Origin of the sequence: Methylobacterium crusticola, from assembly GCF_003574465.1 — a bacterium.
GTDB lineage: Bacteria > Pseudomonadota > Alphaproteobacteria > Rhizobiales > Beijerinckiaceae > Methylobacterium > Methylobacterium crusticola.
Map to the genome: position 1 here is coordinate 1 of NZ_KZ984639.1, position 16,478 is coordinate 16,478.

Genomic DNA, 16,478 nt, shown 5'->3' on the forward strand with positions numbered 1-16,478 from the left:
GGTGCCGGTCGCGGCGCCGGCCCCGGCGACCCCGGTCGCGGCGCCCGCGAGCGCGCCCCCGCCCCCGCCCGAGGCGTCGGACCCGCTCGAGGCCGCCGACGCCCGCGGCCGGCCCAAGCGCCGCCTCGCCGATGCCGACCTGCGCGTCGGCCAGCGCTGGAAGCGCCGCCTGCCCCGCGTGTGCTGGTGAGGGGCGCCGGTCCCGGCCCGTGAGCGCGCCGGAGCCGCCCTACCGCCTCGCCATCCTGGATTTCGACGGAACCCTCGCGGACACCTTCCCGTGGTTCGCCGGCGTGCTCGGCGGCGTCGCCGACCGCTACGGCTTCCGGCGCCCGGCGCCCGACGAGGTCGAGGCGCTCCGGGGCCTCGAGGCCCGGGCCGTCCTGCGGCGCCTGGAGGTGCCGCGCTGGAAGCTGCCCCTGATCGCCCGCCACGTGCGCGCCCTCGCGGCCCGCGACGGGGCGGATTTCGGCCTGTTTCCGGGCATCCCCGCGCTGCTGCGCCGGCTCCACGCCGGCGGCATCGTCCTGGCGGTGGTCAGCTCGAACCGGGAGGCGGTGGTGCGCCGGGTGCTCGGCCCCTCCCTGGCGGCCCTGATCCGCCACTACGCCTGCGGGACCGCCCTGTTCGGCAAGGCCCGGACGTTCCGCGCCGTGGTGCGGGCGAGCGGCGTCGCCCCGGCGCGGGCCTTGTGCCTGGGCGACGAGATCCGCGACCGCCAAGCCGCGACCCGGGCCGGCCTCGCCTTCGGCGCCGTGGCCTGGGGCTACACCCGCCCCGACGTCCTCGCGGCGGCCGGGCCGGACCTGTGCTTCGCGAGCCCCGACGCGGTGGCCGCGTCGCTGCTGCCGGCCCCGGTCGAGCCGGGCCCCTGAGGCCCCGCAGGGGCCTGGAGCCGGGCCCTTAAGGCCCCTGCCGGCGGGGCCTGGAGCGATGTCCGACGCAGGGGAGCGCCGGTTTGCCGCGGCCGTCAGGGGCTCGCACGAAGCCCCGGGGCCGTGGCCGCTCCGCCCCTCGACGAGGCGCTCACGAAGCGCGGCCGATGCGTGCTCGACCAGCTGACCGCGGCTCAGCAGGCCGCGATCGAGGATGCCGTGCATGCGCGGCATGAGTTCGATGAATAGGCCCACCGGCGTCTACCCCAGCCACCCCTCTTGCGAGCAGGCGTGCGGGATATACGTCTACCGCTTCACCGCCCAGAACGTCCCGAGCTGGGCTGCCGGCGGCTGCTACGGCAAGTTCTACGCACCGCAGTTCCTCACCGACCGCGAGTGGTACGACAGCACCCTGTTCCCGGGCGAGGACGAGCACCTCGCAACCGGCCCACGCACCAACAGATACCGCACCACCGGCCAGACCTGGCCCTTCGGCCAGTGGCTCGACGAGCCGTTCCGGAAGGACGACCCGCCGGCCCGCCCAGCCCCCGGCCCGCGCGTGGCGATCGCGCTTCGGGTCGGCAGTATGGACATAAGCGGGGAGGTCGTCGGGCTCGACGCCGCGGCCCGCATGGCGGCCGAGTTCATCCGCGGTATCGATCCCACCGAGGTCGGCACCGACCTCCGGGTGATGCTGGAGATCCTGGACGACGAAGACGTCTGACCACCCCTGACACAGAAGCGACACCGATGGTACAACGCCACGACAGGACGAATGGAATGAACAGGAGCGTGCCTTGGGCAAGCATAGACAGCCCATCTGGGTTGACAGTCATAGGACGAAGACCGCCGCTGACATAACGTCAGTAGGTGAATGCGAGGCGCTTATCAGACGTATCGCCAGGTCTATCGGTGAAATACACGGTGTGATCCAGCAGAGTGGAGTTGAGCCTGACCTTAAGATGAAGCAAACGCTCCACTACCGTGACTTGGCACTAACATCTCTCAAGCGTCGTCTTGCAATATTGACGGCGAACGAGTAGTTATATCTCCTGCATCCCGCGGGAGATAATCTCACTTTGTCCCTTGATCATGGTACGCTGCCGTACCATAACCTCCCGAGGAGAATTACAATGCGTATGGTTCATGCAATCCAGGAGAACGTCACCGAGAGCGCGCAGGCGGTCAAGCAGAGGATCGGGCGCGGCCCGCGGGGGCTCACCAGTAGAGCTGGGCGCGCCCGATGAAGACGTCGGAATCCACCGTGCGGCGGTTGAAGCCGAGGCTCTGCGCCGAGGGCGCCGCGTGGGCCCGGACGTAGTCGAGGACGAAGCGGATGTTGCGGTCCGGGTACCAGTTCAGGCCGACCGTGACGTCCTGCTCGATGCCGCCGCGCACGGTGCGGTCCTCGAGGTCGAGGGCGCTGTAGCGCAGGCCGAGCTCGAACACCCCGGCGCCGCCGCGGCTGACGCGCTGCGCGTCGTCGAGCTGGATGCCCGAGAAGACCGCGTACTCCGTCGCGTAGGCCGGGGCCAGCTGGTAGCGCCGGCCCCTGCCGTTCAGCACCAGCCCGGCCTGGACGTAGCCGCCCTGGAAGGTCAGGGCGGGCGCGCCGCCGAAGCGCCCGACCTGCGTCAGGATGTACTCGGCCTGGATCCGCAGCGGGCCGCTCTGCCAGGCCGCCTCGAGGCCGAGGCGGCCGATCGCGGAGGCGTCGCGGATGGCGCTGGTGTCGACGATCCGGCGCTCGAACAGGAAGGCCTCGGACCGGCTCGACAGGCTCAGGGGGCTGCCGTCGCGGGGCAGCGTGCGGTAGCTGCCGGCGATCCCGAGATGCACGACGCCGGTGCGGTCCTCGCTCAGGTAGGGGGCGTAGGTCAGGCGGGTGGTCGAGGCGACGCCCCCCTCGTCGAGGCCCGTGTTGGCGTTGCCGCCGAACACGCTCGTGACCGCGGTCCAGCGCTCGCCGTGGGTGCCGGCGGCGAAGCCGAAGTTGCGGGCGGGCGCGAACGCGTCGGCGAGCGAGCGCTCGGTGAACAGGGTGTTGTTGTCGCTGATCAGCTGGTCGAGGCTGAACGGCTCCTTCATGTTGCCGAAGGCCAGGATGGTGTCCGGCAGGCCCTTGTAGGCGAGGACGGCGTCCTGGATCGGGCGCGTGTCGTCGGCGAAATCGTACTGGAAGGCGAGCTCGATCTCCCGGCCCAGGGTGAGGTAGCTCTCGATCCACGAGCGGCGCACCGCGACCGGCCTCTCGAACACCGTGCCGAAGCCGCGCTGCTGCACGCGGCCGGTGCCGAAATCGAGCTGCAGGCGCCCGCCGATGCGCAGGCGCGCGGCCTCGCCGGGGGCCTGCAGCGTGATGCCCTTGTCGTCGATGGTCAGGCGCTCGCCGAAGGGCCCGGCCACCTCCCCGGCGGCGGCCGGGACGGCGCGCGCGCCGAGGCCGAGGACGACGAGCAGGCAGGTTTGGGCGCGGGACGGCATGGCGATTCCTGCGGCGAGGGCCCGTGACGGTCCCGGGCGGGGCGTGCGCGGACGCTCGCATCGTCGCATGACGGCCCTGCGACCCGCACCCCGTCCGGCGCCCCGCGGCCCCGGCGCGGGGCCGCCTGTGGCCGCGCGGTCACGGCTCGGCGGTGCGGAAGCCCGCGCCGCCCGCGCCGAGCGCGACCGGCTCGGCCGGCGCGAGCGCCGTGCCGTCGAAGCCGAAGCGCTCGACCCGGCGGTCGATCATGCACTGGACGAGCACGCTGCGCCCGTCGCGGGTCCAGACCGCGCCCTGGCACCAGCGCCCGATCGGCGCCTCGGCGACCTTCGTGAGCTCGACCCCCGAGAGCGCGAAGATCCGCAGCCAGCCCTTCTCGCCGTAGAAGGGGGAGGTCTTGGCGAGGTTGCTGCCGTTCTCGGCGATCACCGCGACGAAGCGCCCGTCGGGCGAGATGCGCACGCCCTCCGGCGTCGCCCCGACCGTCACGGTGTTGACCACCCGGGGCGGCCTCGCCCTGAGGTCGATGACGCTGACCGTGTCCTGGTCGCCGCTCGAGGTGCCGACATTCGCCACCACGGCGACGTCGCCGGACGGCGTGATCTCGATCCCGTAGGGGCGCATGCCCGCCGTCAGGTCGCGCTTGGTGTACGTCACCGTGCTGCCGTCGACGGCCAGGACCGAGATCTTGCTGTCGTTGTCCCGCGTCAGGTAGGCCTCGCGGCCGTCGCGGGTGAAGACCACGTGGCTCGGCCCCGCCTTGTCGTTGCCGAGGTCGATCTTGCCGGCCGGGGTGAGCGTGCCCTTCGCGATGGTGAAGACCGAGACCGTGCCCTCCATCCGGTTGGCCACGAGCGCGAGGGTGCCCTGCCGGTTGATCGAGACCCCGGCCGCGCCCTTGCCGGCCTGGAGCGTGGCCGCGACCTTCGGCGGCGTCGCCCTGAGGTCGATGACGCTGACGCGGTCGTCCGGGATGATCTTCGCGGGATCGCCGGGGTCGATGCGGGTGGCGCTGGTGACGAGGGCGAAGCTCTCGTCCGGGGCGAGGGCGACGGATTGCGGCGGGCCGACCACGCTCGCGGGCGCCGCCACCTCGCCCACGACCCTGGGGGGATTCGCCGAGAGGTCGAGCACCGTCACGGAATCCGCCGCCGGCGGCGGGGCGGCGACCTGGATCCCGGCATCGTTGAGGAGGGTGTGGCCGTCGTTGGCCGAGACGGCGAGCTCCGCCCGCAGGGCCGTCGCGCCCACCGCCGTCGCGCCCAGGGCCGCCGCCGCCAGCGCGGCGGCGCGCATCCGAATCCGCATTCCCGTGCTCCTCCCGTGGGGCGCGATCATTGACCGTCGCGCCGGCCGGAGCAGTGTAGCGGGCGGGCCGGCGCCGTACAGGCGGAATCGGCACAGGGTGTGCCGACGGCCGGGGCCGGCCCGAGGGCCCGGACGCCCCGGCGAGAGCCCCCCGCGGCTCGGCCCGGCGCGCGGCTCGGCCCGGCGCCGGGATCGGCCCCGGGCGCGAACCCGGGGCCCGGGGCCGAGTTGTGTCCGGGACGCCCGGCCGAACCCGAGGACAGTGCCCCGCATGCCCGCGACCCTCATGGACCGCCGCACCTGCCTCTCCGGCCTCGCCGCCCTGGCCCTCGGCCCCGGGCCGGCCCGCGCCCAGGCGCAGGCGGGCGGCTCCGACACCCTGCTGGTGATGGAGAAGGGCGACCACGCCCTCAGCTTCTACGAGCTCGCCAGCGGGCGGCGCACCGGCCGGGTCGTGCTGCCGGGCGAGTACCCGCACGAGTTCGCGGTCGACCGGGCCGGGGCCCACGCCTACGTGGGCCTCTACGGCGCCCGGTCCTCGACCACGCCGGGGCCGGGGGGCGACGCGGTCTACGTGGTCGACCTGAGGACCCGCTCCCTCGCCCGCACCATCGACTGCGCGCCCTTCCGGCGCCTGCACGGGGTGCGGCTCGACGCCCGCGACCGGCTCTTCGTCCTGAGCGAGGACCGCGACGTGCTCCTCGCCTTCGACGCGCCGCAGGGCGCCGAGCGGCCCGACCGCGCGGTGCGGACCGGCGGCATCAAGGGCCACCTGTTCAGCCTCTCCGGCGACGGCGAGAGCGCCTACGTGGCGAGCATCCTTTCGAACACCGTGACCCGGGTGCGGCCCTTCGATCCGGCGGCCCTGCCGCAGGCGGCGGCGACCGGGCTCTGGCCGGAGGGCAGCGCGCTCAGCCCCGACGAGGGCCTGCTCTACGTCGCCAACCGCCGCAGCGCCACGCTGACCGCCCTCGCCACGGAGGCGATGACCGTCACCCGCACGGTGCCGACGCGGGGCGACGTGGTGCGGGTCGAGTGCGGTCCCGACGGCGGCCTGATGCTGGCGAACCTCAAGGACCGCAGCGTCTCGCTCCTCGATCCCGGGCTGAGGGAGGTCGCCGTGGTGCCGCTCCAGGGCGCCCCGGTGGCGCTCGCCCGCCACCCGTCGAGCCCGCTCGCCTTCGCGGCGCTCGAGGACGACCGCATCGCGGTGATCGACCTCCAGGCGCGCACCCTCCAGGGCCACCTCGCCACCGGGCGCGAGCCGGACGTGATGGCGGTGCTGCCGGCCTGAGCCGCGCGCGCCGCCCCGCGCTCAGCGCCGCAGCGGCCAGTCGACGACGCCGGCGCAGAACAGCGCCCACCAGACCAGCACCGGCTGGAAGGCCAGGCGCGGCGCGTGGTACCACCACGAGGTCGGCAGGCCCGGCAGCGCGATGCCCTCGACCGCGTGCCGGACGTTCGCCGGCAGCACGCAGACGGCGTAGAGGGCGAGCATCACGCCGGCCGGGCGGCGCCAGGACCGGCTCAGGAGGGCCGCCGCCCCGGCGATCTCGCAGGCGCCGGTGGCCAGCACCACGGCGCGCCGCAGGGGCACGATCTCCGGCACGATGGGCAGGAGCAGGTCGGGCGCCGTGAGGTGGACCGCGCCCACGAGCCCGTAGAGCGCCGCCAGCAGGAGGCGCATCGCGCGGCGGACCCGCGGGGCGCCCGCCNCGGCCGCAGGCGGCGGCGACGTCCCGGACCTCGGCGAGGCGCCGCACGGCCGGGCGGGCGGCGCCGGGGCAGGCGCGCGCGCCGACCGCCCGCACCGGGGCGACCAGCCGGAGCGAGCCCGCGAGCAGGACCGCGTCCGCCGCCTCCGGCGCCAGGGGCTCCTCGCAGATGTCGCCGGCCCGGATAGCGTCCCGCACCCGTTCGACAGCATTCGCACAGGTTTGCGGGGAGAAGCTCGAGCCCCACGCCAGCGGCGGGACCGGGCCGGGCGCAGCCTCCGGCGCCGGTTCCGCCGGCCGGCTCTCCCGGGCGTCGAGGCCGGCCGCGGCCCGGGCCGCCGGATCGGTCTCGGGGAAGCCGGTGGCGAGCGGGTGGCCGGCCGCCAGGACGGAGTCGCGCCCGGGCGTCCCGTGCCGCATGGCGCTGTCGGGGAGCGCGAGCCCCGGGCACCCGCGCGGGCGCGCGGCGGCGGGATCGCGACGGGGGATCGGCCGGCTCCACATCGCCACTCGATAGGGCATTGGACCGGGGCCTGGACAGTCCCCTCGGGAGGGGGCCGGCGGGCCGCGCGGGCGCCCCCCGGGAGACGGGAGCCGAGGCTCCCCCCGTGACGCCCGCCCGGCCCCGTGCTAGAGGATCGTCGCAGCACCCTCCCCTAAATCCTTGATCCGGCTCGCACCGCTACGGTCGCGGGCTCGCGGCGCCCCTGTCATGAACGCACCCGCCCCCAAGATCTCCTTCGTGTCGCTCGGCTGCCCCAAGGCGCTGGTCGATTCCGAGCGCATCCTCACGCACCTGCGGGCGGAGGGCTACGAGCTCGCGCGCCGGCACGACGGCGCCGACGTGGTGATCGTCAACACCTGCGGCTTCCTCGACTCGGCCAAGGCGGAGTCGCTCCAGGCCATCGGCGACGCCATGGCGGAGAACGGCCGGGTCATCGTCACCGGCTGCATGGGCGCGCAGCCCGAGGAGATCCGCGAGAAGTACCCGAACCTCCTCGCCGTGACCGGGCCGCAGGCCTACGAGTCGGTGGTGGCGGCGGTGCACGAGGCGGTGCCGCCGGCCCACGACCCCTTCCTCGACCTCGTCCCGCCGCAGGGCGTGAAGCTCACCCCGCGCCACTACGCTTATCTCAAGATCTCAGAGGGTTGCAACAATCGCTGCACGTTCTGCATCATCCCGCAACTGCGCGGCGACCTCGTCAGCCGCCCGGCCGGGGACGTGCTGCGCGAGGCCGAGAAGCTGGTGAAGGCCGGCGTCAGGGAACTGCTCGTCGTCTCGCAGGACACCAGCGCCTACGGGATCGACACCCGCTACGCCGCGAGCCCCTGGCGCGACCGCGAGGTGCGGGCGCGCTTCTACGACCTCGCCGCGGCCCTGGGCGAGCTCGGCGCCTGGGTGCGCCTGCACTACGTCTATCCCTACCCGCACGTCGACGAGGTCATCCCGCTGATGGCCGAGGGCCGGATCCTGCCCTACCTCGACATGCCGCTCCAGCACGCCAGCACCGCCGTGCTCAGGCGCATGCGCCGCCCGGGCAACCAGGAGAAGATGCTGGAGCGCATCCGCGCGTGGCGGGCGACCTGCCCGGACCTCGCGATCCGGTCGACCTTCATCGTCGGCTTCCCGGGCGAGACCGAGGCCGAGTTCGAGGAGCTGCTGGCCTGGCTCAAGGAGGCCCGGCTCGAGCGCGTCGGCTGCTTCCAGTACGAGCCGGTGCGGGGCGCGCCCGCCAACGCCCTGGGCGAGGCGGTGCCCGACGCCGTGAAGGCCGAGCGCCAGCGCCGCTTCATGGAGGCGCAGGCCGCAATCTCCCTGCGGCTCCAGAAGGCCAAGGTCGGCAAGCGCCTGCCGGTGATCATCGACGAGGCCGGGCCGACGCTCGCCAGGGGCCGCTCGAAGTACGACGCGCCCGAGATCGACGGCAGCGTCCACGTCGCCTTCCGGCGCCCCGTGCGGGTGGGCGACATCGTCACCGTGAAGATCGAGCGCGCCGACACCTACGACCTGCACGGCACCGCCGTGTAGGCGCTCCCGGCGGGGGCGGGCTTCAGCCCGCGATGGCCTCCGCCCGCAGCCGCTCCACGCCCGCGGCCGCCAGGGCGTCGAAGGTCCGCGCCAGGGACCCGTCGAGGTCGATCCCCCGGCAGGCATCCTCCACCACGGCAACGGCGAAGCCCGCCGCGCGGGCATCGAGCGCGCTCCAGCCGACGCAGTAATCGGTGGCGAGGCCGCAGAGCACGACCCGGGTGATCCCGCGCTCGCGGAGATACCCGGCGAGCCCGGTCGGGGTGGCGCGGTCGGCCTCCCGGAAGGCCGAGTAGCTGTCGATGCCGGCCCGGCAGCCCTTGCGGATCACGAGCGCCGCGTGGGGCAGGTCGAGGCCGGCCGCGAGGTCGGCGCCCGGCGTGCCCTGGACGCAGTGCTCGGGCCACAGCACCTGCTCGCCGTAGGGGAGCCGGACCGTGTCGAACGGCCGCCGGCCCGGATGGCTCCCGGCGAAGGAGGCGTGGCCCGGCGGGTGCCAGTCCTGGGTCAGCACCACGTGGGCGAAGCGCCGCCCGAGGGCGTTGATCGGCGCCACGACCCCGTCGCCGTCCGGCACCGCGAGCGCGCCGCCGGGCAGGAAGTCGGCCTGGACGTCCACCACCAGGAGCGCGTCGGTGCCGGCGGGCCGCATGGCCGTCAGGGGCTCATCACGGTGGCGCCGGTGGTCTGGCGCCCGGCCAGGTCGGCGTGGACCTTCGGCGCGTCCGCGAGCTTCGCCCGGGTGTGGACCGGAATCTTGACCGCGCCGCTGCGGACGACCGAGAACAGGTCCTCGGCCATCGCCTCCAGGGTCGCCCTGTCGCCCACGTGGGTGAACAGCGTCGGCCGCGTGGCGTAGAGCGAGCCCTTCTGGGCCAGGAGCCCGATGTTGAAGTCCTCGATCGGCCCCGAGGCGCTGCCGAAGCTCACGAACAGACCGAACGGCCGCAGGCAGTCGAGGGAGGCCGGGTAGGTCGCCTGGCCGACGCCGTCGTAGACCACCGCGCAGCCCTTGCCGCCGGTGATCTCCTTGACGCGGGCGGCGAAATCCTCGTCGCGGTAGAGGATGACGTGGTCGCAGCCGTTGGCCTTGGCGAGCTCCGCCTTGTCGGGCGTGCCGACGGTCCCGATCACCGTGGCGCCGAGGTGCTTGGCCCACTGCGTCGCGATCAGCCCGACGCCGCCGGCGGCGGCGTGGAACAGGATCGTGTCGCCGGGCGCGACCTTGTAGGTGCGCCGCAGGAGGTACTGGGTGGTGAGGCCCTTGAGCATCATGGCGGCGGCGGTCTCGTCGTCGATGCCGTCGGGCACCGGCACCACCATGCGGGCGTCGATCACCACCTCCTCGGCGTAGGCCCCCGAGACGGAGCCGTACGCGACCCGGTCGCCGGGCTTGAACCCCGTCACGCCCTCGCCCACCGCCACCACGGCGCCGGCGCCCTCGTTGCCGGGGGTGAAGGGCAGCTGGGGCGCCTTGTAGAGGCCGGAGCGGAAGTAGATGTCGATGAAGTTGACCCCGATCGCGGTCTGGCGCACGCGGATCTGGCCCGGCCCGGGAGCGCCGACCGCGACGTCCTCGTACCGCATCACCTCGGGGCCGCCGTACTCGTGCACCCGGATCGCCTTCGGCATGGTCCGCTCCCGTCTGTCGCAGAGGTTCTGGTCGCGGCCGGGATGGTCGGCGGCCGCGAAAGGTTCTGGTCGCGGCCGGGATGATAGGCGGCGGCGCCGGTTCGGCAATGGCGCGCCATGGCGGGGCACCCCCGCGCGACCCATCTAAGCCCCGCGGGCGCGGCGATGCGCCAGGTTCCCCGGGGCCGAGTTCCCCGGGGCCGAGTTCCCGAGCCCGAAGTGAGGTGCCGTGAGCCAGACCGGTTCCCCGTCCGACCGTCCCGCCGCGCCGGGTCCCGCCCCCGCGGGCCCCGGCTCCCGGGACCCGATCTACGACGTCGCGGTGGTCGGCGCCGGCGCGGTGGGCCTCGCGGCCGCCCTCGCCCTCGCCCGCGACGGGGTGCGCACCGTGCTCGTCGGCCGGCACGCCCCGGTCGCGGACGGGCGCACCGTGGCGCTCCTCGACGGGTCGGTGCGCCTCATCACCGCGCTCGACGCCTGGGAGGCCGTGGCGCCGTCCGCGAGCCCCCTCGCCGAGATGCACCTGATCGACGACACCGGCAGCCTGTTCCGCCCGCCGCCCGCCCGCTTCGTCGCCCGGGAGATCGGCCTGCCCGCCTTCGGCTGGAACGTCGAGAGCGCCCGGCTGGTCGAGGCCCTGCGGGCCTGCGCCCGGGCCACGCCCGGCCTGACGCTGGTCGAGGCCGACGCGGCCGGCCGCACGGCCGGGCCGGACCGCGCCAGCCTGGCCCTGGACGGGGGCGGGACCGTCGAGGCCCGCCTCGTGGTCGCGGCGGATGGCGGGGCCTCGCCCCTGCGCGAGGCCGCCGGCCTCGCGGTGCGGCGCTGGCGCTACCCCCAGAAGGCCCTGACGACGATCCTCGGCCACGCCCGCGACCACCGGGAGGTCTCGACCGAGTTCCACACCCGCCAGGGGCCCTTCACCCTGGTGCCGCTGCCGGGGGGGCGGCGCTCCAGCCTGGTCTGGGTGGCGGCGGAGGCCGAGGCCGAGCGCCTCGCCGCCCTCGACGACGCGGCCCTGGCGGCGGCGGCGGAGCGGCAGGCGCAGTCGATGCTCGGGGCGATGCGGGTCGACGGGCCCCGGGGCCTCGTGCCGATGCGCGGCCTGTCGGTGCCCGTGCCCGTGGCGGCCCGGCTGGCGCTGATCGGCGAGGCCGCCCACGTCTTCCCGCCGATCGGCGCCCAGGGGCTGAACCTCGGCCTGCGCGACGCGGCCGCCCTGCGCGACGCCCTCGTGCCGGCCCTGACGGGAGGGCGCGATCCGGGGGGCGAGGCGGTGCTGGCGGGCTTCGCGCGCGGGCGGCGGCTCGACGCCGGCCTGCGCGGCGCGGCGGTCGACGCCCTCAACCGCAGCCTGCTCACCGCCTTCCTGCCGGCCGACCTCGCCCGGGGCGCCGGGCTCCTGGCCCTGTCCACCATCGCGCCCCTGCGCCGCCTCGTGATGCGCGAGGGCGTGCTGCCGCGCCTCGGCACCCCGAGCCTGATGCGCTCCTGAGGATCGCGCCCGTACCGGTCGCAACGGGCGTTGGTCCTCGATCTCCGGTGTGCCGCGCCGTCCGCGGCGGACCCCCGTCCGCGGCGGACCGGTTTGCACGCCCCCCGAGATCCCTCTAGCGAGATCCCTCTAGCGGGCCGCGCTGCGGCCGATCGTGCTCGTGGTCAGCGCGTCCGGGTTCCAGTCGAAGGCGGTGCCGTCCCGGCCGAGGCGCTCGCCGTGGGCGAACAGCGCCCGCATGTAGCCCTGGTCGAAGGGCGCCTGCGAGGTCTTGCCGAAGCGCTGGTCGATCGTGGCGACGTGCAGGGCGAGCCCGGTGCGGCCCGCGAACGCCCGGGTGAGCGCGAGGGCGCCGGCGGTCTGCGCCTTGATCATCGCCGAGAGCGAGCGGCCGAGGATGCTCAGCATCGAGCGCTCCGCCACCTGGAAGTCGGGCGCCAGGGCGGTGTTGACGACGACGTAGACCGCGGGTGCGGGCAGGCCGCCGGCCTCCCCGGGCTGGCCGGCGGCCTGCCCGAGCAGGGTGCGGCCGGGCGCGACGAAGTACGGCGCCGTGGCGCCGCCGTCGGCGTGCATCTCCTGGAAGCGCTTGCCCCCCGGGCCCTGCGCGTCGATCATCACGGGCGGGAAGATGCCGGGGATCGCCGCCGAGGCGAGCATCACCTCGCGGAACAGCCTGAGGCCGGCGGGTCCGCCCGCGGCCGCGACGGCGCCCATGTCCCACAGGACCGGGCGGCCGCTGTCGAGCTCCGTCGTGACCACGAGGAGGCGGCGCCCCTTCTCCTGCTCGGCCGCGATCGCGGCGAGCAGGGACGGGGTCACGCTCCGCTCGATCTGGCGCTTGAGGGGCCAGGTGTCGGTCAGGCTCTCGGGGCCGCCGCCGAACTCGAACACGTCCGCCGCCGAGGTCTCCGTGTAGGCCCGCTCCAGGGCCCCGTCGTAGGCGGCGCCCGCGAACGCGAACGGGGCGATCAGCGCGCCCGTCGAGACGCCCGTGACGACGCCGAAATCCGGCCGCGTCCCGGCCTCGCTCCAGCCCTTGAGCAGGCCCGCCGAGAAGGCGCCGTTCTCGCCGCCCCCCGAGAGGGCCAGCCAGGGCTGGCGCGACGCCATGGGGGCGCCCGCGAGGAGGTCCCGGAACGCCGCCGGATCGTCGCCGGCGATCCGCACGCCCGCCGGCAGGCCCTCGGGCCGCGCCGCCGCGAGGTCGCCGGCCGCGAAGGCGGGCCGGGTGGCCGAGCGCTGCCGGTCCGCCACCGTCCCGGCCGCGGCCGGCACGGCCGTCCCGAGGGCGAGAAGAAGGGTTGCGGCGCAGGCGAGCCCGCGCCGAGTCATCCGTCCGGCCATGATTGCCGTCCTCCGCCGCCCGCCTCGCCCGGAAAACGCACCCTCCCCGGGGCCGTTCCGTCTCGCGTGTGCGAAAAAGCACATCGACCGCAGGCTTTTCGACTTCGTACGGCAAGTCATCGTGCCCGAGCCCCGCGCCCTCGATCAGTTCGGAGGCCAGTCCAGCGGCGTGGCGCACTCCTCGACCGAGCAGCATGATGATATCCGGAATTGTCGCTACTGCAAGCCAGAAGAGAAGATCTTCAGCCGGCTGACAATCCGGTTCTCATGATGTGATTTCCTGGCAGCGACGAAAAAATGAACCGAGGGAAAGTGCAATCCGCGAAAAAGGCGGGCGGGCCTCAGACGATGGGAGGATTCCGGAGCCGCCGCGGCCGTGCAGCTTGGCCGCTGGATTGTCCCGGCCGGCCGGCGCCGGGACGTTTCTGTCCCGAGAACCGAGGCGCGCCCCCCCGAGATCGTCGGGACGGCGCCGGGCGGGCGGCGAAACCTGGAGCGGGGCCGGACGGTTCAGGACCAGTCGCCGGCCCCGCGCCCGCCCCGCCGAGCGCGGCGAGGCCGAGGGGCGCCGCCGCGCGAGGGCGCGGGTCCCGGGGGCGACGACCCCGCGTCACGACCATGTGTGGAGACGCCGCACCTTTACGGCTGCGCCGCCGGTGCACTAACCCTCCCTCCCGGCAAGCGCCGCCGGCGCGCGCCGCGAGCCCGCCCCGCGCGAGGGCTCGGGCCGCCCGCTCGACCCCGAGGCTGGAGATGACCGCCATGAAACTGCCGCGCCGCTTCTTCCAGCCCCTCGCCACCGGCGCGCCCGCCCCGTTCCGCGACCTGCCGGTGCGCCTCGAGCGGATGATCCACTTCGTGCCGCCCCACAACGACAAGGTGCGGGCCCGGGTGCCGGAGCTCGCCCGGCAGGTCGACGTGGTGCTGGGCAACCTGGAGGACGCGGTCCCGGCCGACCAGAAGCTCAACGCCCGCAAGGGCTTCATCGCGATGGCGAAGGACGCCGACTTCGCCCGTCACGGCACCGGCCTGTGGACCCGCGTCAACGCCCTCAACAGCCCCTGGCTCCTCGACGACCTGATCGAGATCGTGGGCGAGGTCGGCGACCGGCTCGACGTCGTGATGGTGCCGAAGGTCGAGGGTCCGTGGGACATCCACTACGTCGACCAGCTCCTGGCCCAGCTCGAGGCCCGGGCCGGGGTGGGCAAGCCGATCCTGATCCACGCGATCCTCGAGACCGCCGAGGGGGTCGCCAACGTCGACGCCATCGCGTGCGCCTCGCCCCGCATGCACGGCATGAGCCTGGGGCCGGCCGACCTCGCCGCCTCGCGGGGCATGAAGACCACCCGGGTCGGGGGCGGGCATCCGGATTACCGGGTCCTCGCCGACCCGGTGGCGGGCGGGGCCGAGCGCGCGAGCGCGCAGCAGGACCTCTGGCACTACACCATCGCGCGCATGGTCGACGCCTGCCAGGCCAACGGCATCAAGGCGTTCTACGGGCCCTTCGGGGACTTCTCCGACGCCGCCGCCTGCGAGGCGCAGTTCCGCAACGCGTTCCTGATGGGGTGCGCCGGCGCCTGGACGCTGCACCCGAGCCAGGTCGCGGTCGCCAAGCGGGTCTTCGCCCCGGACCCGGCCGAGGTCGCGTTCGCGTCGCGGATCCTCGCGGCCATGCCGGACGGCACCGGCGCCGTGATGCTCGACGGCAAGATGCAGGACGACGCCACCTGGAAGCAGGCCAACGTGATCGTGAACCTGGCCAAGCTCGTCGCCGCCAAGGACCCGGATCTCGCCCGGACCTACGGCCTGTAGCGCCGGCGGCCGCAGGCGGGCATAAGGTCCCGGGCCTGATGCCGGGCGCGGCGCCCGGCGCCCCTCGCCGGTGCAATCCCGCGCGGGACTTCCTATGTGACCGACGGCCAGGTCCGCGCGACGCCGCGCCTGCCCGCCCCCCTTCATCCGCTCTCCGGACCGACCGCCTCCGCCATGCCCTCCCCGCACCCCGCCGCCGCGCTGCCCGGTCCCCTCGCGATCCGCCGCGCCAAGTTCAACATCGGCGCCGTGGTGCGTCACCGCGTCTATCCGTTCCGCGGCATCATCTTCGACGTCGATCCGGTCTTCGCCAACACCGAGGAATGGTGGCGGGCGATCCCCGAGGAGGTGCGGCCGTCCAAGGACCAGCCGTTCTACCACCTCCTGGCCGAGAACCAGGAGACCGAGTACGTCGCCTACGTGTCGGAGCAGAACCTCGTGCCGGACACCTCCGGCGAGGCCCTGCGCCACGCCCGCATCCCGGAGATGTTCGAGCGCGACGCCAGCGGCGCCTACCGGATGCGCAGCGACGCCGCGAACTGAGGGCCGGTCCCGGGACGGCGAAAGGGCCGGGTGTCGCCACCCGGCCCTTTCGCGTTCCCCCGGATCCGCCCGCGGCCTCACGGCCCGGGCGCGGCGCTCACGGCTTGGGTGCGGCGCTCGCGGCGGGCGCGGGCGTGCCGCCCTTCTGCTCGAGCTGCTTGCGCATCTCCTCGCTGCGCTTTTCCAGCTCGGCCTGGAGCTTCTTCTGCTGCTCCTCCAGCACCTTCGGGTCGATGGGGGCGCCGTCGAAGGCCTTGCCGAAGCCCGCGAGCGGCACCGCGAAGGTGACGAGGCGCTGCATCTGGTTCTGCACGCTGACGTTCAGGGTCGAGCCCTTCTTCATCGCCGCGATGAGGTCGTCCTTCAGGCCCGCCGCCTCGGCAAAGCAGCCGTTCGGGAAGCAGACCGCGTAGCGGCCCGGAGTGGACTGGCCCTGGTCGACCGCGAACTGGATGCCGGGCTGGAGCAGCAGGCCGAGGGGCATCAGGAAGCGCACGACCTTGGCGCCCTGCGGTCCCTTCATGTCGTAGACCGCCACCGCCAGCACCGCCTGGCCCTGGTCCGACACGAAGTCGCGGGTGGTGTAGCAGACCTCGTTGCCGCTGCCCTGGTCCTTGCCGCAGACCTTGGTCCAATCGGCCTGCGAGGGCTCGGACTTCACCTGCACGACCATCGGGCCGTTCTGCTGCTGCTGCTGCTGCGCGGCGGGCGGTTGCGCGGGGGCGGCCGGGGCCGGCGCGGCGGGCTTCTTCGCCTGGGCGAGAGCCGGGGCGGTCGCGAGGCCGAGCCCGAGGCCGGCCAGGGCGAGGTACGCGGCGGCCTGGTGCGGGCGCGCGGGACGATTCGCGAAGAACATCAGGTGGAAACCCCTCAAACGGCATGGCGTCGGTGGCCGGCGCCGCGGCGGCCCGGGCCGGCCTCGCGCCCGCGGCACGACCGGCAAGCTCCGCACCGACCTCCGGAGCGCCTGCTTTCCCCCGGATTGAGGCGAAGGCATGACCTTCCGGTTGCGGCCGGACCCGGCCCCTTAGCCGATGCGGCGGCCCGGGGCGAGTGGCCGGGTCCTTAAACCCGCCTTAACCATGCGGGCGCCAAGACTGGGCCGGCGCGTGCGGGATGCGCGGACGGGATGGGTGCGGTGGCGGCTCAAGCGGCGGTGAGACGGGTCGGCGCGGCCCCCGTGCCGGGCGGCGTCGCGGTGCGGGAGCCTCCGGCCGGCGCGGCCGCCTGGGCGTTC

14 protein-coding genes and 1 pseudogene are annotated in these 16,478 nt (G+C 74.5%); 9 read left to right on the forward strand and 6 right to left on the reverse strand.

Going from position 1 to position 16,478, the window contains the following annotated elements; genetic code table 11:
- The 4 genes and pseudogenes from DT057_RS35375 to DT057_RS04350 all read left to right on the forward strand — a co-directional run.
- Window positions 1-190, forward strand: a pseudogene (locus DT057_RS35375) (hypothetical protein); the annotation flags it as partial.
- A gap of 19 nt (window positions 191-209) precedes the next feature.
- Window positions 210-875, forward strand: a complete 666-nt coding sequence (locus tag DT057_RS04345; protein ID WP_238312970.1) for an HAD hydrolase-like protein — start codon at window positions 210-212, stop codon at window positions 873-875.
- Window positions 876-998: 123 nt separating this feature from the next.
- Window positions 999-1,124 (forward strand): hypothetical protein, encoded by a 126-nt coding sequence (locus tag DT057_RS37160; RefSeq protein WP_269152982.1) that lies wholly within the window; start codon window positions 999-1,001, stop codon window positions 1,122-1,124.
- Window positions 1,117-1,599 (forward strand): hypothetical protein, encoded by a 483-nt coding sequence (locus DT057_RS04350; RefSeq protein ID WP_128560895.1) that lies wholly within the window; start codon window positions 1,117-1,119, stop codon window positions 1,597-1,599. Before DT057_RS37160 ends, DT057_RS04350 begins: the two co-directional genes overlap by 8 nt.
- A gap of 494 nt (window positions 1,600-2,093) precedes the next feature.
- Here DT057_RS04350 and DT057_RS04355 read toward each other — a convergent pair whose 3' ends face one another.
- Window positions 2,094-3,359, reverse strand: a complete 1,266-nt coding sequence (locus DT057_RS04355; protein ID WP_128560896.1) for an OprO/OprP family phosphate-selective porin — start codon at window positions 3,357-3,359, stop codon at window positions 2,094-2,096.
- 139 nt (window positions 3,360-3,498) lie between these two features.
- Window positions 3,499-4,668, reverse strand: a complete 1,170-nt coding sequence (locus DT057_RS04360) for a YncE family protein (RefSeq protein ID WP_128560897.1) — start codon at window positions 4,666-4,668, stop codon at window positions 3,499-3,501.
- Between the two features lie 271 nt (window positions 4,669-4,939).
- On the opposite strand from DT057_RS04360, the gene DT057_RS04365 reads away from it, so the two are divergent.
- Window positions 4,940-5,962, forward strand: a complete 1,023-nt coding sequence (locus DT057_RS04365; protein ID WP_203236181.1) for a YncE family protein — start codon at window positions 4,940-4,942, stop codon at window positions 5,960-5,962.
- 1,133 nt (window positions 5,963-7,095) lie between these two features.
- Window positions 7,096-8,412 carry a 30S ribosomal protein S12 methylthiotransferase RimO gene (gene rimO / locus DT057_RS04375; RefSeq protein ID WP_128560899.1) on the forward strand — a complete coding sequence of 439 codons (1,317 nt, stop codon included), beginning with the start codon at window positions 7,096-7,098 and terminating at the stop codon, window positions 8,410-8,412.
- 22 nt (window positions 8,413-8,434) lie between these two features.
- On the opposite strand, the gene pncA is transcribed toward rimO, so the two are convergent.
- Complete coding sequence (gene pncA, locus DT057_RS04380) at window positions 8,435-9,064, reverse strand: bifunctional nicotinamidase/pyrazinamidase (RefSeq protein ID WP_128560900.1); 630 nt, start codon at window positions 9,062-9,064, stop codon at window positions 8,435-8,437.
- A gap of 5 nt (window positions 9,065-9,069) precedes the next feature.
- Window positions 9,070-10,044: a quinone oxidoreductase family protein gene (locus DT057_RS04385; RefSeq protein ID WP_128560901.1), complete on the reverse strand. Its 975-nt coding sequence runs from the start codon at window positions 10,042-10,044 to the stop codon at window positions 9,070-9,072.
- 307 nt (window positions 10,045-10,351) lie between these two features.
- On the opposite strand from DT057_RS04385, the gene DT057_RS04390 reads away from it, so the two are divergent.
- Window positions 10,352-11,539: an FAD-dependent monooxygenase gene (locus DT057_RS04390; RefSeq protein WP_238313023.1), complete on the forward strand. Its 1,188-nt coding sequence runs from the start codon at window positions 10,352-10,354 to the stop codon at window positions 11,537-11,539.
- Between the two features lie 129 nt (window positions 11,540-11,668).
- On the opposite strand, the gene DT057_RS04395 is transcribed toward DT057_RS04390, so the two are convergent.
- Window positions 11,669-12,886, reverse strand: coding sequence for a patatin-like phospholipase family protein (locus tag DT057_RS04395; protein WP_128560903.1), 1,218 nt, complete (start codon window positions 12,884-12,886; stop codon window positions 11,669-11,671).
- Window positions 12,887-13,648: 762 nt separating this feature from the next.
- Here DT057_RS04395 and DT057_RS04400 point away from each other — a divergent pair.
- Together DT057_RS04400 and hspQ are read left to right on the forward strand one after the other, a co-directional pair.
- A complete protein-coding gene (locus DT057_RS04400; protein ID WP_128560906.1) occupies window positions 13,649-14,698 on the forward strand; it encodes an HpcH/HpaI aldolase/citrate lyase family protein in 1,050 nt (349 codons plus the stop codon).
- Window positions 14,699-14,872: 174 nt separating this feature from the next.
- Entirely contained in the window at window positions 14,873-15,241 is a 369-nt protein-coding gene (gene hspQ, locus DT057_RS04405; protein WP_128560907.1) for a heat shock protein HspQ, read from the forward strand.
- A 97-nt stretch (window positions 15,242-15,338) separates the two neighbouring features.
- Here the strand turns inward: hspQ and DT057_RS04410 are convergent, their stop codons facing one another.
- Entirely contained in the window at window positions 15,339-16,097 is a 759-nt protein-coding gene (locus DT057_RS04410) for an invasion associated locus B family protein (RefSeq protein WP_128560904.1), read from the reverse strand.
- Between the last annotated feature and the right edge of the window lie 381 nt (window positions 16,098-16,478).